This window comes from Achromobacter sp. GW823-FHT04E03 (genome assembly GCF_058796095.1).
Genome location: NZ_JBXAIJ010000002.1, coordinates 1,607,418 through 1,625,623, shown reverse-complemented (window position 1 = coordinate 1,625,623; position 18,206 = coordinate 1,607,418). Strand labels below are relative to the sequence as shown.

Below are 18,206 nucleotides of genomic sequence, written 5' to 3'. Positions count from 1 at the left end.
CTCCTGTTATCCAAGGACGCTATTCCATGTTGTCTTCCTCATCTCCGGGCAGGGGCGGCCCACGATCATGACGGCCGCCGCTCCCCCCACCCCGCCCGCCGCGGCGGCCTTCGGCTGGCGCATCCTGACCGGATTGCTCGGCGTGCTGCTGGCAGTGATCCTCGCCGGGCTCAACGAAAACGTGACCAAGATGGCGCTGCCCGACATCCGCGGCGCGCTGGGCATCAGCTACGACCAGGGCACCTGGTTCGTCGCCGTCTACGCCGCGGCGTCGGTATGCGCCATGGCGTTCGCGCCCTGGTGCTCGGTCACGTTTTCATTGCGCCGCTTCACGGTCACGGCGCTGGCCGCCTTCGCGCTGTTCGGCGCGCTCTGCCCGTTTGCGCCCAACCTGCCCGTGCTGCTGTTCCTGCGCACGCTGCAAGGCCTCGCGGGCGGCGCGCTGCCGCCCATGCTCATGACGGTGGCGCTGCGCTTCCTGCCGCCAGGCATCAAGCTCTACGGCTTGGGCGGCTACGCCCTCACGGCCACCTTCGCGCCCAGCCTGGGCATACCGCTGGCGGCCTTCTGCACCGAGGTGCTGGGTTGGCGCTGGGCCTTCTGGCTGATCGTCGCTCCCGCGGCGCTCGCCGCATGGGCCGTCTGGCGCGGACTGCCCCAGGATCCGCTCAAGCTCGAGCGCTTGCGCTTGTTCGACTGGCGCGGCCTGCTGCTGGGCGCCCCGGCGCTGTCCATGCTGGTCATCGGCCTGTTGCAGGGCGACCGGCTGGACTGGCTCAACTCGCCGCTGATCTCCGTGCTGCTGGGCGGCGGCGGCGTGCTGATGGTGCTGTTCATGGTCAACGAATGGTCGCATCCCCTGCCGTTCTTCAAGATCCAGCTCCTGCGCCACCGCAATCTCAGCCATGCCTTGCTGACGCTGGGCGGCGTGCTGATCGTGCTGCTGGGCGTGATCCTGATTCCCTCGTCGTTCCTAGCGCAATTGCGCGGCTACCGGCCGCTGGAAACGGCGCCGGTGCTGCTCACCATGGGCCTGCCGCAGCTGATCGCGCTGCCGCTGGTCGCGGCGCTGTGCAACCTGCGCCAGGTGGATTGCCGCTGGGTGCTGGCCTCGGGCCTCGGGCTGCTGGCCGTGTCCTGCCTGCTGGGGTCGCAACTGACGCCCGTCTGGTCGCGCGAGCAGTTCTATCTGCTCGAAGCCGTGCAGATCTTCGCCCAGCCCATGGCCGTGATCCCGCTGCTGATGCTGGCCACGGGCGGCCTGGCGCCGCAGGACGGCCCCTGGGCCTCATCGTGGTTCAACACCATCAAGGGTTTTGCCGCGGTGGCCGCCACCGGCCTGCTGGACGCGCTGACCACCTCGCGCCGCAATTACCACTCCAGCATGCTGGCCGACCAGCTGGGCAACTTTCCGCTGAGCACGGCCGGCGAAAACGCTGCGGCGCTGTCCCGCCGCATCCAGGAGCAGGCCGCCGTGCTGACCTCCGCCGACCTCTATCTGTGCATGGCCGGCGTGGCCGTGCTCCTCATCCTGCTCATCCCCTTCGTCGCGACCCGGATCTACCCTCCGCGCGCCGCGGCCTGAAATCGAGTCCATATCATGCCATTCCCTCTTTTGACTTCTCCCCTTCCCCGCGCCGGCGCCCTCGGCGCCCTGGTCCTCCTGGCCTATGCGGGCTGGTCATGGTCCGCCACCGGCGCCGCTGAATCCACCGACGACGCCACCATCGTCGCCGATCACACCATCGTCGCGCCGCAGGTGTCCGGCTTCATCGACGCCGTGCTGGTCGAAGACAACCAGGCCGTCAAGCAGGGCCAACTGCTTGCCCGCATCGACGACCGCGACCATCAGGCCGCGCTGGCGGCCGCAAGCGCCGAGCTCGCGGTGGCGGCGGCGCGCCTCTCGGACGCGGCCGCCACCCTGGAACGCCAGCAGGCCGTGATCGAGCAGGCCGTCGCCGTCACGCGCGCCGACCTGGCGGACATCCGCTATGCCGAAAGCGAGGCCCAACGCCACCGCAGGCTGGCCAGCGAGGGCGCGGGCACCCAGCAAGCCTATGAACAGGCGCGCAGCCGGCTGGACATGGCGCAGGCTCGGCAAGCCGAACACACAGCCACCTTGCAAGCCGCTCGCAAGCAACGCGACGTGCTGGAAGCCAACCGCGAGGCGGCACAGGCCGGGCTGCTGCGCGCGCAGGCCCTGAAGGACCGCGCGGAACTCAATCTGTCGCATACCCAGGTCGTCTCCCCTATCGATGGCATCGTCGGCCGGCGCTCGCTGCGCGTGGGCGCCTACGTCAGCCCGGGCACGCCCATCCTCGCAGTGGTGCCGCTGCAGCAAGCCTATGTGGTGGCCAACTTCCGCGAAAAGCAGTTGACCCGCATGCGTCCGGGCCAGCTCGCGACCATCACGGTCGACGCCTATCCGGATACGCCGCTGCGCGGCCGCGTCCAGAGCATCGCGCCAGCCACGGGCCTGAGCTTTTCACCGGTAGTCCCCAGCAATGCCACCGGTAACTTCACCAAGGTCGCGCAGCGCCTGCCCGTCAAGATCGTGCTGGATGCGCCGGCCGAAGGCGCGCCGCCGCTGCGCGCCGGCATGTCCGTCGAAGCCGTGGTCGATACCGGCGCCGCGGCAGAGGAGTCCACGCAATGATCCCGCGCCGCTTGCTCAATGCCATGCTGGCCTGCACACTTTCCGCCTTGGCAGGCTGCGCCGTGGGCCCCGACTTTCAGGCTCCCCAGGCGCAATTGCCCGCGCAGTGGCGAGTACCCGACGCCTCCGCCGCGGACAGCGTCCCCGTGCCGCAAGATGTGAACACGTCCTGGTGGGACAGCTTCGGCGATCCCACCCTGAGCGCCTTGATCGCCGAAGCGACCGAGGCCAACCTGGACATACGTATCGCCCACGAACGCCTGCTGCAAAGCCGCGCGGCCTTGCGCGTGACCGAAGCCGACGGCCTGCCCGCCGTCGGTGCGGGCGCAAGCTACAAGCGCGGCCAGAACAGCGAGGTCGGCCTGGCCGACCCTTCGGGCCACGGCGGCAAGTCCTCATTCAACCTGTGGCAAGCGGGCGTGGACGCCAGCTGGGAACTGGACCTGTGGGGCCGCGTGCGGCGCGAAGTCGAACAGGCCGGCGCCCAATCCCAGGCGGCGCTGGAGGCGCAGCGCGGCGTGGTCCTGGCCATCCGCGCCGAAACGGCGCGCAACTACATCCTGCTGCGCGGCACGCAGAACCAGCTGGACGTGCTGCGCCAAACGCTCGCCAATGCCGAACGCAACCTGGCGCTGACCCGCCTGCGCCAGCGCGAAGGCGTCGCCACCGAACTGGACGTTTCACAAGCCGATGCGCAGGCCGCCTCCATCGAAGCCGGCGTGCCGCCGCTCGTGCTGCGCATCGAACAGCTGATGAATGCGCTGGCGCTGCTGCTGGAGCAACCGCCCGGCGCGCTGCAACCGCGCCTGGCGGCGGTGGGCCCGATACCGGGCGGTCCCCTGCAAGTCCCCGTCGGGCTGCCGAGCGAACTGGCCGAACGCAGGCCCGACATCCGCCGCGCCCAGGCCAATCTGCATGCGGCCGTCGCAGCCATCGGCGTGGCCGAGGGCGATTTCTATCCGCGCATCACGCTATCGGGCAACCTCGGCCTGCAAGCCCTGCAGTTGCGAGACCTGGACTCCGACAATGCCGGCGTCTTCGGCGTCGGCCCCGCGTTGCAGATTCCCATTTTCCAGGGCGGCCGGCTGCGAGGCCGGCTGCGGCTGCGCGAATCGCAAGCTCAGGAAGCCGCGCTGCTGTACCAGAAGACCGTGTTGAATGCCTGGCATGAAGTCGACAACGCCATGACCGCCTACCAGGCGCAGCAACTGACCCGGGTGAGTCTGGAGCGCGCCTCCGAGAGCGCCCGCCAGGCGTTGCTCAACGCGCAACGCCAATATGCCGCGGGCGCGTCGGACTTCGTGAACGTGCTCAGCGCGCAGAACGCGGTGCTGGCCAGCGACCAGGCCCGCGTGTCGACCCAGGCCGCGGTGTCGCTGGTGCTGGTGGATCTGTACCGCTCGCTGGGCGGCGGCTGGGAACCGCCCGCTGCGGGTCTCAGCCCTGCTTCGGCCCCGCGATGATGAACAGCCGCGGGAACGGCAGCAGCACCGTGCCGTCGGCCAGCGCCGGATAGGCCTCTTCGATCAGCGACTGGTAGCGGGCCAGGAAACTGGCCTGCCCGGCAGCGTCCAACCGGTCCAGGTAGGGCCGCAACGCCGTGCCCTTGAACCACTCCACGACCGCCGCCGCGCCTGCCAGCGGGTGATGGTAGGTCGTTCGCCACACGTCCAGCAGGCCGCAATGCGGCTTGAGCAGTTCGTAGTACCAGCCCGCGCTGTGCCGCGGCGGATGCTTGAATCCGCCGATGGCGGCGGCCCAGGGCGCTTCGCCTGCCACCTGGCGCGCCAGGCGGTGGGCCGGCTCTTCCAGGTTATCCGGCGTCTGCACCGCCAGGCTGCCGCCCGGGGCCAGCTTGCCGACCAGGCGCGGATACAGCGTCGCGTGGTCCGGCACCCATTGCAGCGCGGCGTTCGCCAGGATCACGTCGTAGGTCTCGGGCGGATTCCACGTGGCGATGTCGGCCAGTTCAAATTGCAGCCCCGGCAGGCGCTTTCGCGCCGACTGCAGCATGTCCTCCGAGCTGTCCATGCCGCTGATTTCGGCGTCGGGGTAGCGGCTGGCGAGCACTTCGGTAGAGTTGCCGGGGCCGCAGCCCAGGTCCACGGCGCGCTTCACGTCCTGGTTGGGCAAGGCGGCGACCAGATCCCGCACCGGACGGGTGCGTTCGTTTTCAAAGGCGGAATACTGTTTGGCGGACCAGCTGGTCATGACGGCTCCTTGCGGCTTTTGGACTGTCCAGCACTCTACGCCCGCCGCACAGGCGCGACAAATCCCAAAAAATGCGCCCGCCATATCCGTTGGATATGGCGGGCGCTTTGCCTCTGGTCGCGGGATTATTCAGCCGCGAGTTCCTGCTTGGAGGCGTCCGAGCGGGTTTTCCACAGCGAGAACAACACGCCGCCAGCAATCAGGCCGAAGGTCACCGACAGGGACAAGGCAGCTGGCACCTTGCCGATGAAGCCGACCAGGAAGATCTTGCCACCAATGAAGACCAGGACCAGAGCCAGGGCGTACTTCAGGTAATGGAAGCGGTGGATCATCGCAGCCAGCGCAAAGTACAGCGCACGCAGGCCCAGGATGGCGAAGATGTTGCTGGTGTAGACGATGAACGGGTCAGTGGTGATGGCGAAGATCGCCGGCACGGAGTCCACCGCGAACAACAGGTCCACAAACTCGATCAACACCAGCGCCAGCAACAGCGGCGTAGCCCAACGCACCTTCTTCGACGTGGCGGGATCGGTCTCCATCACCCAGAACGCGTTGCCGCGCAGCCCTTCCGTGACGCGCATGCGGCGCTTCAGGAACTTCAGGATCGGATTGGACGCAATATCCGGCGTCTGGTCCGCAATCATCCACATCTTGATGCCGGTGAACACCAGGAAGGCGCCGAACAGATACAGCAGCCAGCCAAAGTTGCTGACCAGCGCCGCGCCCAGGCCTATCATGATGGCGCGCAGCACGATCACGCCGAGGATGCCCCAGAACAGCACGCGGTGCTGGTACTGGCGCGGAATCGCGAAGAAACTGAAGATCAGCGCGATCACGAAGACGTTGTCCATCGACAGCGACTTCTCGATCATGAAGCCCGTGTAGTAGGCCATGCCGCTGGCGGAACCCATCTGCCACCAGACCCAGGCGCCGAACAGCAGCGCCGCGGTGATGTAGCCAGCCGAAAGCAACAGGCTCTCGCGCACGCCGATCTCACGGTCTTCCTTGTGCAGCACGCCCAGGTCAAAGGCCAGCAAGGCGACCACGATACCGATGAATAGCAGCCAGCTCCAGGCCGGGGTGCCGAAGAAATCGGCGGAGAGTAAGGTGAGCAAGGTGTCCATGATGTTCCCGCTTGTGTTCGAAGGGGCTCATGATCCGGATCCGGGGCCGATGGAGAAATCAGCCTGAAAGTGAGTTAAGGTTCGAAAAAACCGAAGTGATTCCTGCCATGCTCAATTATCGACACCTGTATTACTTCTGGATGGTTGCCAAGGAAGGCGGCTTTTCCCGCGCCGCCGAAAGGCTGGACATGGCCATCCAGACCATCAGCGCGCAAGTGCGCGAACTGGAAAAAAACCTGGGCCACCAGCTGCTCAAGCCGGCCGGACGCGGCGTGGCGCTGACCGACGCGGGCGAGGCCGCCTTCGCCCGCGCCGAAGAGATCTTCCAGATCGGCCAGATGCTGCCCCAGGAAGTCCGCGCCGCCGCCACCAAGCCCGCCATACGGCTGTCGGTGGGCCTGTCGGACGGCATTTCCAAGCTGGCCGCGCAGGCCCTGCTGGGCCCGGTGCTGCACACGCCGGACCTGCGCCTGACGTGCCACGAAGGCGAGGTCGAGGAACTGCTGGGCGAACTTGCCCAGCATCACCTGGACCTGGTGCTGGCCGGCCAGGGCGCGCCCGCCAACCCCAACCTGCGCCTCACCAGCGACCGCCTGGTCTCGTCGCCAGTGGACTGGTACGGTCCCGCCAAGCTGGTGCGCAAGGCCGACACCCTGGACTTTCCACGCTGCCTGGAACGCCTGCCGGTGCTGCTGCCCACCGGCCATTCCGTGCTGCGCCAGACGCTGGACCGCTGGTTTTCCGAACAAGGCATCTATCCCAACGTGGTCGGTGAATTCGAGGACAGCGCCCTGATGTCGGTATTCGCGGCCCGCGGCCTGGGCGTGTTTCCGCTCAGCCGCCTGGGCGGCGGCGATATCGGCGTGCTGCGGGGCTTGCGTCCCCTTGCCCGCTGCGACGACGTGCACGAGGAAATCCACGCCATCCGCAACCGCCGGGGGCAGCACCATCCGCTGGTCCAGATCGTGCTCGCCAAGGCAAAAACTTCGGTTTTTTCTTAACGTTTGTCACAACCACGCTGGTTTTTCAGAAATAGAATCCGCCTTATCGTGGACCCTCTTTTGAAACATCGGAGTACCACCTCAATGAAAAAGATCATCTGGCTCGCCTTCGCCGTGCTTGCAGCACTCTGGACCGGGCTGGTTGCGCTGACGCTGCAGCTGACCAACTGGGTCCTGTCGACCATCGCCACGACCCAGGTTCCCGGCACGGCGCTGGATACCTCGCAATGGGTTCCGCCCGCCTGGGCGGCGGCCTGGGTCGACCCCGCCTGGCTGCAGACGCTGCAGGGCGGCCTGGTCTGGGCCGCACAGGGCCTGAACCAGATGCTGCCCTTCGCCGGCAGCCTCGGCACGCTGATCTCCGTACTGGCCTGGATCTTCTGGGGCTTCATCATCGTCGGCCTGCTGGTGCTGGCGCTGATCCTCCACTGGCTGGCCGGCAAGCGCGAGCAAGCCGCGGCGCCCGGCCGCCAAGTGGTGTAATAGGGCAGGCAACGCGGCAACCCGGCGCGCTGCCCCTTACAAGAGGAGCGTGCCGTGCCCACCGTTCATTCCCCTGCCCCGAAGCTGTTGCTGGCGGCCCTGCTGGCCATGGCCGCCACGGCGGCGCAGGCGCACCCCGTGCGCTCCGCCTACGGCGTCGAGGTCTGCACGGTCACGGGCACTTCCGGGGAATACAGCGTGCGCGTGCGCAACACCGGCACGGCGCCCCTGGCCCGCGCCGAAGTCAACGGCGTCAGCCTGGATTCCAGCGGCCACGCGGCCGGTCCTCTCACCGTCAATCTGACCGACATCCCTGCCGGCAAGTACAAGACTGCCGTGCTGGGACGTCCCGGCAATGGCGCCGCGCTGGTCAGCATCGCCACTTATGTCACCGCCAATGGCGCGGAAACCCACCAGCAGGATCTGTTCGCCGGCAAGGTGGCGCACGTTTCGCCGGGCTCAGCCCTGCAATACACCCTGGCTCCGCTGGCCGTACGCGGCTGGACAGTGGCCTATGGCACCAAACAGGATCCCAAGCTGGAAGCCGGGAGCGCCGTGCTGCTGATCTACCCCGTCACCCTGGGCAAGAAGCGCGACGCGACGCGCCCGGATGCCGGCCGCACGCCGGCCGACGTGGTGCCGCTGGCGCCCTGCGGCGCGGCCGCCGGAGCAAAGAAATCCTGAACGCGTTCAGGTGCCGCTGAGCAGGTCGCGCTCGTTCAAGAGCGCATAGACGATCTCGGGCCGGTTATCGAAACCGCGGCGGATGGCGGCGGGAATCGCCGTGCGCGTCTTGCGGCACAACCCCAGCTGGTCCTCCAGCTGGATCGCAATGCCGCGCGAGGTGCGCACCTCGTTCTCGCTGGGCGTGATGTGAATCACGATGCCCAATTGCGCATGGATGCGTCCCTGCATGGCGCGCAGGTCCTCCAGGCTGGAGATGTTCTCCAACCGCGCCACAAGGCGCTTTTCCTCTTCCTTGGTCAGCCGCAACACGCGGACGTCGGCAGACGGATCGGCCAGCAGCCGGTCACGGTCACACATACAGGCGCCCGGCGGACATTCTTGGCGGATGGGAAACGGAAAATTCATGGCGGGCGGAGCGCGTCGCGGCAATCTTGCGTATCTTGGAATTCTACCCAGGATCCTGCGCCGCCCGCCGGGCGGCAAGTCCTGGTTTCCCCGCAAGCCGCTGCGGCATAATGCCTCACCGAGTTCACGGCGCGGAGGGCGCCCGCATGAAAGGATTCCTGTCGCTGGCGGCACTGGCCGCGCTCTTCATGCCCGGCCAGGATGCCGCCGCGCGCGACTACTCGTACGCTGTCCGGCCCGGCCTGCCTGCCGTGGTGACCATTACCGAGCTGCCGCAACAGCGCCTGAGCGTACGCGTGGGGGACGGGTCCGCTCAGCAAATCGCGGACATCTCCGGCGACGAGGAGGTGGACCAGTTCCAGGACGTGGACGTCGACCATGACGGCTACCTCGACTTCGTCATCGGGCAGACTGGCGGCAGTACGCAAGCGATTTCGCGCATCTTCCTGTACCGCCCCCAGGACGGGCGCTACCAGGAGATCCCGTATCCCGATGCAGTGGCCAGCCCATGCCGCGGCTTCGTCAATCCCGAATTCGACGCGGCCAAGCCCATTATTTCCGTGGCGTGCCGCTACAGCGCCGACACCTATGGCTTCGAGCAGTACCGGGTGTGCCCGGACGGCTCGGCGCGGATCATTTCCTGGACCCGGCGCGTAGGCGAATCGGAGCGCAAGATTCCGCATCCCGGCGCCAAGGGCGCCACATGCGCCGCGCGGACTGGCCGCTAAGGCGCCAATCCCCCCGAAAATCCCCCCCTGCGCAATGGCGCCGCAAACGCCGCGGCCGCTATAGTTGCGCTTCCGCCCACCAGGCTCTACGTCCGAGGACACCCCCGCCGTGCTGATTTTCCACAACCCTGTCCACGAAAAACACGCTGGCCGACAGGAAATGTTCCGCGGCAAGCTGGTGCCCTGTCACGAAACCCCGGCGCGCCTGGAGTACGTGCTGCAAGCGCTGAACCAGCGCGGCATCGGCGCATTGCGCACGCCATCGGCGGCGGACCTGGGCTTGGTCAAGCGCGTGCACGCCCCGCGCTACGTGGACTTCCTGGAAACGGCCTGGCGCGACTGGGTGGCGCTGGATCCGGCCAATGCCGGCCTCGACATCCTGCCTTCGGTCTGGCCCGTGCGCGGATTCCGCCACGACATCGAACCGACCAACTTCGCCGCGCGGGTCGGCCTGTTCTCGTTCGACAGCGGCTGCCCGCTGACCGCGGGCACCTGGGAGGCCGCCACCGCAGGCGCCGCCTGCGCCATCGACGCCGCGCGCGCCGTTTCCGCGGCAGGCGGCCCTCGCGTCGCCATGGCGCTCACGCGCCCGCCCGGCCACCACGCGGGCTCCGACTTCTTTGGCGGCTACTGCTTCCTTAACAACGCGGCGCTGGCCGCGCAAGCGCTGCGGGAAGCCGGCGCCCAACGCGTTGCCATCGTGGACGTGGACTACCACCACGGCAACGGCACGCAGAGCATCTTCTATGAACGCGCCGACGTGCTGACCGTATCGGTGCACGGCGACCCGACCACCGAGTACCCCTTCTACCTGGGCTACGCCGATGAGCGCGGCGCAGGCGCTGGCCTGGACGCCAACCTGAACCTGCCGCTGCCCGCCGGCACCGGTTTCGCCGCCTGGACGCGGGCATTGGAACAAGGGCTGTCCGCCGTGCGCGCCTTCAAGGCTGACGCAGTGGTGATCGCGCTGGGCGTGGACACCTACGAAGGCGATCCCATCTCCAAGTTCCAGCTCAAGAGCGCCGACTACCTGCACGTGGGCCGCCTGCTGGCAGGTCTGGGCCTGCCGGCGGTGTTCACGATGGAAGGTGGCTACGCCGTGGCGGACGTGGGCGTCAACGTCGCCAACGTGCTGGAAGGCTACGCAGGCTGAACGGCAGACGCTTTCAGTCGCGCGTTTCGAGCACCTTGTTGATACGCAGCGCCAGCAGCGTGCAGGCAGCCCCCGACAACAGGTAGACGCTGACCGCCACCAGCCCGAAACGCGCGGACAGGCCCAACGCGACCAGCGGCGCAAATGCTGCGCCGATCAGCCATGCCATGTCGGAGGTCAGCGCAGCGCCGGTATAGCGGAAGCGCCGCGTGAAGTTCGCGGTGACAGTGCCCGAAGCCTGGCCATAGGACAGCCCCAGCAGCACGAAGCCCACCAGGATGAACGCATCCTGCGCCTTGGGCCCGCCGCCCAGCAGCCAGGGCGTGAACAGCGCGAACACGGCAATCAGCAGGGCCAGCAGGCCCAGCGTGGTGCGCCGTCCGATGCGGTCGGCCAGCCAGCCCGAGGCGATGGTGCCCAGTATGCCCAGCACCGCGCCGACGATCTGCACGATCAACACGTCCTGGATCTGCTGGGTGGCGCTGACCGCGATCCAGGACAGGGGAAACACCGTGACCAGATGGAACAAGGCATAACTGGCCAGCGCCGCGAATGCGCCGATGAACAGGTTGTAGCCTTGCTCGCGCACCATCTGCGCAACGCTGATCGGTTCGAGTTCGCCCTCTTCCAGCAGCTGCGTGTATTCCTCGGTGACGACCAGGCGCAGCCGCGCGAACAGCGCCACCACATTGATGGCGAACGCCACGAAGAAGGGATAGCGCCAGCCCCATTCCAGGAAATCGGCTTCGGTCAGCGTCACGTGCAGGAACAGGAACAGCGCGCTGGCCACCATGAAGCCCACGGGCGCGCCAAGCTGCCCCAGCATGGCATACCAGCCGCGGCGGTTGGGCGGCGCATTCAGCGCCAGCAGCGACGGCAAGCCGTCCCATGACCCGCCCAGCGCCAGCCCTTGCAGGCAGCGGAACACCGCCAGCAGCGTGATCGCATGCGCGCCGATGACGTTGTAGCCCGGCAGGAAGGCCATGCCCACCGTAGCCGTTCCCAGCAGGAACAGGGCGATGGTGAGCTTGGTCGCACGCCCCCAGCGCCGCTGCGCCGCCATCGAGAGCGCCGTGCCGATGGGCCGCATGATGAAGGCGAACGAGAAGATGACAAAGGACCAGAGCGTGCCTTCCAGCCGCGGTTCGAAGGGGAAGAAGACCTGCGGAAAAACCAGCACGCAGGCGATGCCGAAGACGAAGAAATCGAAGTATTCGGAAGCGCGCCCCACCACCACGCCCACCGCGATTTCCCCTGGCGCCACCTTGGCGTGGCTACCGCCGCCGGCCGCGGGGAGTGAGGGAGCATGACCGGGATATTGCGTGGTGGTCGCCATGTGAATGCTCGCTGAAAGGAGGTTCGGAACAGATCCTGAAACACACCCGCGCGCCTGCAGCCCATATCGCGCAGAGCCGCTCCGTCATTGGGATGCAGCCCTGGTCTGCGCGCGTCGCCCTGCACATTTTTGTTCTTTTTACCCTAGATTTTTCGCGGCTTCCAGCGTAGTGTTGCGTTTACTTCCCACGGTTACGTTTCGGGGTATGGTCATGCCGTCCTTCCCAAGGTTCCGCGGATTGGTCCTGGTTGCCGCGCTGCCATTGCTCGCCGGATGCAATGCAGTCCTGCTCTCGCCCTCGGGCGACATCGCCTTGCAGCAGCGCAACCTGATCATCATTTCCACCGGCTTGATGCTGTTGATCATCGTGCCGGTGATCCTCCTGACTTTCGTGTTCGCGTGGCGCTACCGGGCCAGCAACAAGGAAGCGCACTATGACCCTGACTGGAATCACTCCACCATGCTGGAGCTCCTGATCTGGGCCGCGCCGCTGCTGATCATCATCGCGCTGGGCGCGCTCACCTGGGTCAGCACGCACCAATTGGATCCTTACCGCCCGCTTGTGCGCCTGTCCGAGGGCCGCGAAGTGCCCGCCGGCACCAAACCGCTGGTGGTGGAGGTCGTGGCGCTGGACTGGAAGTGGCTGTTCATCTATCCCGAACAGGGCATCGCCGCGGTGAACGAAATGGCGGCCCCGGTGGACCGTCCCATCCAGTTCAAGATCACTTCGTCCACCGTGATGAATTCCTTTTTCGTGCCCGCGCTCGCGGGCCAGATCTACGCCATGCCGGGCATGCAGACCACCCTGCACGCGGTGATCAACCATCCCGGCGAATACGAAGGCCTGTCCGCCAACTACAGCGGCTCGGGCTTTTCCGGCATGCGCTTCAAGTTCCACGGCGTGGATCAGCAGGGCTTTGACAAATGGGTGGCTGACGCCCGCGCCTCCAACACCACGCTCAGCCGCGAAACCTACCTGAAGCTGGAGCAACCCAGCGAACGCAACCCGGTGCAACGCTATGCGTCCAGCGCGCCCGGCCTGTTCGAGGCGATCGTCAACCGCTGCGTGGAACCCAACCGCATGTGCATGCGCGACGCGATGGCGATCGACGCGCAAGGCGGCATGGGCATACCCGGCGCGCTCAATGTCACCACGCTGGACGCCGGAACGCGCGAGCGCCTGGGCCTGACCGGCGCGCCGCGCAAGTATGTGGGCGCGATGTGCACCGCCACCGAAGGACTGGTCCTGTAGCGGATCGCTGGCGCACGGGGCTTCGTGAAATTGCGGTCTTTTTGCTGGAATCGAGATGCCTGATCAACCAGACCTCACCAAGCTGATCTTCGGTAAGTTGACCTGGGAAGCCATTCCCTACCACGAACCGATCCTGCTCTTCACCTTCATCGCGGTCGCCATCGGCGGCATCGCGGTGGTGGGCGCCATCACCTACTTCGGCAAATGGGGCTACCTGTGGCGCGAGTGGTTCACCAGCATCGACCACAAGAAGATCGGCATCATGTACGTCATCCTGGGCATCGTGATGCTGCTGCGCGGCTTCGCCGACGCCATCATGATGCGCCTGCAACAGGCGGTGGCGTTCGGCGATTCCATGGGCTACCTGCCGCCGCACCACTACGACCAGATCTTCACCGCGCACGGCGTGATCATGATCTTCTTCGTGGCCATGCCGCTGGTCACGGGCCTGATGAACTACATCGTGCCCTTGCAGATCGGCGCGCGCGACGTGGCCTTTCCGTTCCTGAACAACTTCAGCTTCTGGATGACCACGGGCGGCGTCATCCTGGTCATGATGTCGCTGTTCGTCGGTGAATTCGCGCGTACCGGCTGGCTGGCGTATCCGCCGTTATCGGGGATCCTCCAGAGCCCCGACGTGGGCGTCGATTACTACATATGGGCCCTGCAGATAGCGGGGGTAGGCACACTGCTTTCCGGCGTCAACCTGCTGGTCACCATCGTCAAGATGCGCGCGCCGGGCATGACCATGATGCGCATGCCCATCTTCACCTGGACCGCGCTGTGCACCAATGTGCTGATCGTGGCGGCTTTCCCGGTGCTGACGGCGGTGCTGGCGCTGCTCTCCATGGACCGCTACGTGGGCACCAACTTCTTCACGGCGGACTTCGGCGGCAACGCCATGATGTACGTGAACCTGATCTGGATCTGGGGCCATCCCGAGGTCTACATCCTGATCCTGCCGGCCTTCGGCATCTTCTCCGAAGTGGTTTCCACCTTCTGCCGCAAGCGCCTCTTCGGCTATGCGTCCATGGTGTACGCCACGGTCGTGATCACGGTGCTGTCGTACCTGGTGTGGCTGCACCACTTCTTCACCATGGGATCAGGGGCAAGCGTGAACTCGTTCTTCGGGATCACCACCATGATCATCTCGATCCCCACGGGCGCCAAGATCTTCAACTGGCTGTTCACCATGTACCACGGCCGCATCCGCTTCGAGGTCCCCATGCTGTGGACCCTGGGGTTCATGGTGACCTTCGTTATCGGCGGCATGACGGGCGTGCTGCTGGCCGTGCCGCCCGCCGACTTCGTCCTGCACAACAGCCTGTTCCTGATCGCGCACTTCCACAACGTGATCATCGGCGGCGTGCTGTTCGGGCTGATGGCCGGCATCACGTACTGGTTTCCCAAGGCCTTTGGCTACAAGCTCGATCCGTTCTGGGGAAAATGCTCGTTCTGGTTCTGGCTGGTGGGCTTCTACGTCGCCTTCATGCCGCTGTATGTGCTGGGACTGATGGGCGTGACGCGGCGCGTGAATCACTTCGAGGACATGTCCCTGCAGATCTGGTTCCAGGTGGCGGCCTTCGGCGCGCTGCTGATAGCCTGCGGCATCGCCAGCTTCCTGATCCAGCTGGTGGTCAGCTATCGCCGCCGCGAGTCGCTGCGCGACGACACCGGCGACCCCTGGGACGGCCGCACGCTGGAATGGTCGACCTCGTCGCCGCCGCCCAACTACAACTTCGCCTTCACGCCGCGCGTGCATGACCAGGACGCCTGGTGGCAGATGAAGCAGCACGGCTACCTGCGGCCGCAGCAGGGCTTCATTCCCATCCACATGCCCAAGAACACCTGGGCGGGCATCGTCCTGGCGGGTATCAGCGTGGTGATGGGTTTCGCCTTGATCTGGCATATGTGGCCGCTGGCCGTGCTGTCGTTCGCGGCGCTGATCCTGGTGTCCATCATTCACACCTTCAACTACAAGCGCGACTACTACGTGCCGGCCGAAGAGGTCGTGCGCGCCGAAGACGCCCGCACAAGGTTGCTAGCGAAAAATGTCTGATACCCTGGCCCCCAACCTGCCCGGCGGCGCCGCGCCGCCCGCGGAGCCCATGTTCCACGTCCCGGGCGAACACCACCCCAAGAACGGCACCCTGCTCGGGTTCTGGGTCTACCTGATGAGCGATTGCCTCATCTTCGCCTGCCTGTTCGCCACCTATGGCGTGCTGGGACGCAACTATGCGGCTGGCCCTTCCGGCGCGGACCTGTTCGACCTGCCGCTGGTAGCGGTGAATACCGCGCTGCTGCTGCTGTCTTCCATCACCTACGGTTTCGCGATGCTGGAAATGCGGCGCAACCGCGTCGGCGCCACCCAGCTATGGCTGGCAGTGACCGGCATCCTGGGGCTGGGGTTTCTGTCGCTGGAACTGTACGAATTCGCGCACCTGATCCACCAGGGCGCCGGCCCGCAGCGCAGCGCCTTCCTGTCGTCCTTCTTCACCCTGGTCGGCACCCACGGGCTGCACGTCACCTTCGGCATCGTGTGGCTGGTGACGATGATGATCCAGGTCCAGATGCACGGCTTGATCCCCGAAAACCGCCGCCGCCTGATGTGCCTGTCCATGTTCTGGCACTTCCTGGACCTGATCTGGGTGGGCGTCTTCACCTTCGTGTACCTGATGGGAGTGCTGCCATGACCGCGCACCTGGATCATCCGGCCGATCACGGCCACGGCGGCCACGACCACCACGACGACGATGACGGCGCCGCCCATGGCACCTTCAAAAGCTACATGACCGGCTTCGTGCTGGCGGCCATCCTGACCGCCATCCCGTTCTGGCTGGTCATGAACCAGGTCTTCTCTCAGTCCCGGACCACCGCGCTGGTGATCCTGGCGTTCGCCGCGGTGCAGATCGTGGTCCACATCATCTACTTCCTGCACATGGACACCAAGTCCGAAAGCGGCTGGAACATGTTGGCGTTAATATTCACGCTGGTGCTGGTCGTAATCACGCTCAGCGGATCCATCTGGATCATGTACCACCTCGACTCCAATATGATGCCCATGTCCACACACGACATGCGGAAAATGCCCTGATGGCCGCAGTAAACGACTCCACTTCCCGCGACACCTCCTCCCGTAATCCGCGCAGCAAAGTTACCCTGGTCATCCTGGGGGTGCTTGCTGTTGCCATTTTTGCGGGCCTCTGCGCCCTGGGCACCTGGCAGGTGCACCGGCTGGCCTGGAAACGCACCCTGATCGCGCAGGTCGAACAACGCGCCCATGCGGCGCCCACGCCGGCGCCGGCCCAGGCCGAATGGCCCGCGCTGACTTCCGACAACGCCGAATACCGCCGCGTCACCGCCAAGGGCACCTACCTGTACGACCGCCAGACCCTGGTGCAGGCCGCGACCGAGCTGGGCAGCGGCTACTGGGTCATGACTCCGCTGCAGTTGCCCGAAGGCGGCACGGTGCTGGTCAACCGCGGCTTCGTGCTGCCCGAATGGCGCAAAAGCAAGTCGGCCATACAACAAACGCCCGAAGAAGCCAGCGTCACCGGCCTGCTGCGCATGGGCGAGCCGGCTCATGGTTTCCTGCGCAACAACGATCCGGCGACCAACCTCTGGTACTCGCGCGATCTGCCCGCCATCGCCGCGGCGCGCGGCCTGACCGACGTGGCCCCCTACTTCATCGACGCCGATGCGACGGGCAAGGACGGCAGCGGGCGCACCGCTCCCGTCGGCGGCCTGACGGTGCTGAACTTCCCCAACAATCACCTGAGCTACGCCATCACCTGGTACGCCCTGGCAGCCATGGTGCTGGTCGGCGTTTTCATCTTCGTGCGCGAGGAAAAGCGCGCGCGCCGCAAGGGCTGAATCCGCCGGCTGCGGCCGGTGTCCTACAATGAGGGCTGGGAACAGCGCTGAGCTACATGCTCGCGTGCTGTTCCCTTTTGTTTTTTCCACCCCTCAACCAGGAGTCCCCAAGGATGAAAAAGACGCTGCTCGCCGCCGCAATGTTCACGACTTTTGCAGGCGTTGCTCAGGCAGAATCGTCGGTAACTCTCTATGGTGTCATCGACACCGGCATCGGCTACAACAAGATCAAAGGCGATGGATACGACGGTAGCAAGATAGGCATGATCAACGGCATCCAGGCCGGCTCGCGCTGGGGCCTGCGCGGCGCCGAAGATCTGGGCGACGGCCTGCGCGCCACGTTCAAGCTGGAAAGCGGATTCGACTCGGCCAACGGCCAGCGCGGACAGTCCGGCCGCCTGTTCGGCCGCCAGGCCACCATCGGCCTGGCCAACGACGCCTGGGGCTCGCTGGAGTTCGGCCGCCAGGCCACGGTGGGCTCGAACTACCTTGCCGACATCGACCCCTTCTACACCAGCTACACCCAGTCCAACATGGGCCTGGGTTTCAGCGCCGCCAACACCATGCGCTGGGACAACATGGTGATGTACAAGACGCCTTCGGTGAACGGCTTCGAACTTGGCATCGGCTACTCGTTCAATGCGGACGACACGACCGCCGACCAGACGGGTTTTCGCACCGCCGACAATACCCGCGGCATCACCGCCGGCCTGCGCTACGTGCAAGGTCCGCTGAACGTCGCGCTGACCTACGACCAGCTCAACGGCTCCAACCGCGGCTCCATCGACCATGACGCCACGCCGCGCCAGTACGCGCTGGGCGTGTCCTACGACCTGGAGGTCGTGAAGCTCGCCGCCGCCTACGGCCGCACCACCGACGGCTGGTTCGTCGGCCAGGACCTGCCGGCAGGCACGCCCTTCAGCGATGAATTCGGCACCAACCGCTTCGTGGACGGCTTCAAGGCCAACTCCTACATGCTGGGCGCCACTCTGCCCCTGGGCAGCGCAAGCAGCCTGTTCGCGTCGTGGCAACACGTGTCGCCGAACAACGACAAGCTGACCGGCGGCGACACCAACATGAACGTCTGGAGCGTGGGCTACACCTACGACCTGTCCAAGCGCACCAACCTGTACGCCTATGGTTCGTACGGCAAGGACTATGCCTTCATCGACGGCCTGAAGAGCACGGCCGCCGGCGTCGGCGTGCGCCACACGTTCTAAGCAAGTCAGCGGAGCGGCTGCGGGGCCGCTTCCGCTGTCGGCGAATCCGTCCGATTCGAAGCCCCCTGGTATCGGGC

The 18,206-nt window shown here is 66.0% G+C and carries 18 protein-coding genes; 14 read left to right on the top strand and 4 right to left on the bottom strand.

The window, feature by feature from the left end; translation table 11 throughout:
* The first annotated feature begins 67 nt into the window (after positions 1-67).
* From AC1RHV_RS18720 to AC1RHV_RS18710, 3 genes are read left to right on the top strand one after another with little or no spacing between them, the layout of a single operon-like run.
* Positions 68-1,585: an MFS transporter gene (locus AC1RHV_RS18720; RefSeq protein ID WP_054451702.1), complete on the top strand. Its 1,518-nt coding sequence runs from the start codon at positions 68-70 to the stop codon at positions 1,583-1,585.
* A gap of 15 nt (positions 1,586-1,600) precedes the next feature.
* Positions 1,601-2,656, top strand: a complete 1,056-nt coding sequence (locus AC1RHV_RS18715) for an HlyD family secretion protein (RefSeq protein WP_492301644.1) — start codon at positions 1,601-1,603, stop codon at positions 2,654-2,656.
* A complete protein-coding gene (locus AC1RHV_RS18710; RefSeq protein ID WP_054451704.1) occupies positions 2,653-4,119 on the top strand; it encodes an efflux transporter outer membrane subunit in 1,467 nt (488 codons plus the stop codon). The genes AC1RHV_RS18715 and AC1RHV_RS18710 overlap by 4 nt, the downstream gene beginning before the upstream one ends.
* Here AC1RHV_RS18710 and tam read toward each other — a convergent pair.
* Both tam and AC1RHV_RS18700 read right to left on the bottom strand, forming a co-directional pair.
* Entirely contained in the window at positions 4,094-4,867 is a 774-nt protein-coding gene (tam, locus tag AC1RHV_RS18705; protein WP_192329218.1) for a trans-aconitate 2-methyltransferase, read from the bottom strand. The genes AC1RHV_RS18710 and tam overlap by 26 nt on opposite strands.
* Positions 4,868-4,992: 125 nt before the next feature.
* Positions 4,993-5,991 carry a TerC family protein gene (locus AC1RHV_RS18700; RefSeq protein WP_119449458.1) on the bottom strand — a complete coding sequence of 333 codons (999 nt, stop codon included), beginning with the start codon at positions 5,989-5,991 and terminating at the stop codon, positions 4,993-4,995.
* Between the two features lie 107 nt (positions 5,992-6,098).
* Here AC1RHV_RS18700 and AC1RHV_RS18695 point away from each other — a divergent pair, with 107 nt between their 5' ends.
* The 3 genes from AC1RHV_RS18695 (at position 6,099) to AC1RHV_RS18685 (ending at position 8,159) form a co-directional block, all read left to right on the top strand.
* Positions 6,099-6,992 (top strand): LysR family transcriptional regulator, encoded by an 894-nt coding sequence (locus tag AC1RHV_RS18695; protein ID WP_125473160.1) that lies wholly within the window; start codon positions 6,099-6,101, stop codon positions 6,990-6,992.
* Between the two features lie 84 nt (positions 6,993-7,076).
* The gene (locus AC1RHV_RS18690; RefSeq protein ID WP_054451706.1) at positions 7,077-7,475 is read left to right on the top strand and encodes a hypothetical protein; all 399 of its coding nucleotides are present in this window, start codon (positions 7,077-7,079) and stop codon (positions 7,473-7,475) included.
* A gap of 54 nt (positions 7,476-7,529) precedes the next feature.
* Complete coding sequence (locus AC1RHV_RS18685) at positions 7,530-8,159, top strand: hypothetical protein (RefSeq protein WP_119449459.1); 630 nt, start codon at positions 7,530-7,532, stop codon at positions 8,157-8,159.
* Positions 8,160-8,165: 6 nt separating this feature from the next.
* On the opposite strand, the gene AC1RHV_RS18680 is transcribed toward AC1RHV_RS18685, so the two are convergent.
* Positions 8,166-8,567 (bottom strand): hypothetical protein, encoded by a 402-nt coding sequence (locus tag AC1RHV_RS18680; RefSeq protein WP_054451707.1) that lies wholly within the window; start codon positions 8,565-8,567, stop codon positions 8,166-8,168.
* Positions 8,568-8,713: 146 nt separating this feature from the next.
* Between AC1RHV_RS18680 and AC1RHV_RS18675 the strand changes: the two genes are divergently transcribed.
* Positions 8,714-9,295 (top strand): XAC2610-related protein, encoded by a 582-nt coding sequence (locus AC1RHV_RS18675; RefSeq protein WP_119449460.1) that lies wholly within the window; start codon positions 8,714-8,716, stop codon positions 9,293-9,295.
* Between the two features lie 109 nt (positions 9,296-9,404).
* Positions 9,405-10,448, top strand: a complete 1,044-nt coding sequence (locus tag AC1RHV_RS18670; RefSeq protein WP_306652515.1) for a histone deacetylase family protein — start codon at positions 9,405-9,407, stop codon at positions 10,446-10,448.
* A gap of 13 nt (positions 10,449-10,461) precedes the next feature.
* Here the strand turns inward: AC1RHV_RS18670 and AC1RHV_RS18665 are convergent, their stop codons facing one another.
* Complete coding sequence (locus AC1RHV_RS18665; RefSeq protein WP_054451710.1) at positions 10,462-11,784, bottom strand: MFS transporter; 1,323 nt, start codon at positions 11,782-11,784, stop codon at positions 10,462-10,464.
* Positions 11,785-11,995: 211 nt separating this feature from the next.
* Here AC1RHV_RS18665 and cyoA point away from each other — a divergent pair, with 211 nt between their 5' ends.
* From cyoA to AC1RHV_RS18635, 6 genes are all read left to right on the top strand, one after another.
* Positions 11,996-13,036: a ubiquinol oxidase subunit II gene (gene cyoA / locus AC1RHV_RS18660; RefSeq protein WP_492301640.1), complete on the top strand. Its 1,041-nt coding sequence runs from the start codon at positions 11,996-11,998 to the stop codon at positions 13,034-13,036.
* A gap of 55 nt (positions 13,037-13,091) precedes the next feature.
* Positions 13,092-15,095 (top strand): cytochrome o ubiquinol oxidase subunit I, encoded by a 2,004-nt coding sequence (cyoB, locus tag AC1RHV_RS18655; protein WP_054451711.1) that lies wholly within the window; start codon positions 13,092-13,094, stop codon positions 15,093-15,095.
* Positions 15,088-15,729, top strand: a complete 642-nt coding sequence (cyoC, locus tag AC1RHV_RS18650) for a cytochrome o ubiquinol oxidase subunit III (RefSeq protein WP_054451712.1) — start codon at positions 15,088-15,090, stop codon at positions 15,727-15,729. Before cyoB ends, cyoC begins: the two co-directional genes overlap by 8 nt.
* Positions 15,726-16,130 (top strand): cytochrome o ubiquinol oxidase subunit IV, encoded by a 405-nt coding sequence (cyoD, locus tag AC1RHV_RS18645; RefSeq protein WP_054451713.1) that lies wholly within the window; start codon positions 15,726-15,728, stop codon positions 16,128-16,130. Before cyoC ends, cyoD begins: the two co-directional genes overlap by 4 nt.
* Complete coding sequence (locus tag AC1RHV_RS18640) at positions 16,130-16,909, top strand: SURF1 family protein (RefSeq protein ID WP_125473163.1); 780 nt, start codon at positions 16,130-16,132, stop codon at positions 16,907-16,909. The genes cyoD and AC1RHV_RS18640 overlap by 1 nt, the downstream gene beginning before the upstream one ends.
* A 113-nt stretch (positions 16,910-17,022) precedes the next feature.
* A complete protein-coding gene (locus tag AC1RHV_RS18635) occupies positions 17,023-18,129 on the top strand; it encodes a porin (protein ID WP_119449463.1) in 1,107 nt (368 codons plus the stop codon).
* Positions 18,130-18,206 lie beyond the last annotated feature (77 nt).

Bases quoted from the DNA above. Each gene is read 5' to 3' on its own strand.
- AC1RHV_RS18720 (WP_054451702.1), top strand. From the start codon at position 68: ATGACGGCCGCCGCTCCCCCCACCCCGCCCGCCGCGGCGGCCTTCGGC.
- AC1RHV_RS18715 (WP_492301644.1), top strand. From the start codon at position 1,601: ATGCCATTCCCTCTTTTGACTTCTCCCCTTCCCCGCGCCGGCGCCCTC.
- AC1RHV_RS18710 (WP_054451704.1), top strand. From the start codon at position 2,653: ATGATCCCGCGCCGCTTGCTCAATGCCATGCTGGCCTGCACACTTTCC.
- tam (WP_192329218.1), bottom strand. From the start codon at position 4,867: ATGACCAGCTGGTCCGCCAAACAGTATTCCGCCTTTGAAAACGAACGC.
- AC1RHV_RS18700 (WP_119449458.1), bottom strand. From the start codon at position 5,991: ATGGACACCTTGCTCACCTTACTCTCCGCCGATTTCTTCGGCACCCCG.
- AC1RHV_RS18695 (WP_125473160.1), top strand. From the start codon at position 6,099: ATGCTCAATTATCGACACCTGTATTACTTCTGGATGGTTGCCAAGGAA.
- AC1RHV_RS18690 (WP_054451706.1), top strand. From the start codon at position 7,077: ATGAAAAAGATCATCTGGCTCGCCTTCGCCGTGCTTGCAGCACTCTGG.
- AC1RHV_RS18680 (WP_054451707.1), bottom strand. From the start codon at position 8,567: ATGAATTTTCCGTTTCCCATCCGCCAAGAATGTCCGCCGGGCGCCTGT.
- AC1RHV_RS18675 (WP_119449460.1), top strand. From the start codon at position 8,714: ATGAAAGGATTCCTGTCGCTGGCGGCACTGGCCGCGCTCTTCATGCCC.
- AC1RHV_RS18665 (WP_054451710.1), bottom strand. From the start codon at position 11,784: ATGGCGACCACCACGCAATATCCCGGTCATGCTCCCTCACTCCCCGCG.
- cyoA (WP_492301640.1), top strand. From the start codon at position 11,996: ATGCCGTCCTTCCCAAGGTTCCGCGGATTGGTCCTGGTTGCCGCGCTG.
- cyoB (WP_054451711.1), top strand. From the start codon at position 13,092: ATGCCTGATCAACCAGACCTCACCAAGCTGATCTTCGGTAAGTTGACC.
- cyoC (WP_054451712.1), top strand. From the start codon at position 15,088: ATGTCTGATACCCTGGCCCCCAACCTGCCCGGCGGCGCCGCGCCGCCC.
- cyoD (WP_054451713.1), top strand. From the start codon at position 15,726: ATGACCGCGCACCTGGATCATCCGGCCGATCACGGCCACGGCGGCCAC.
- AC1RHV_RS18640 (WP_125473163.1), top strand. From the start codon at position 16,130: ATGGCCGCAGTAAACGACTCCACTTCCCGCGACACCTCCTCCCGTAAT.
- AC1RHV_RS18635 (WP_119449463.1), top strand. From the start codon at position 17,023: ATGAAAAAGACGCTGCTCGCCGCCGCAATGTTCACGACTTTTGCAGGC.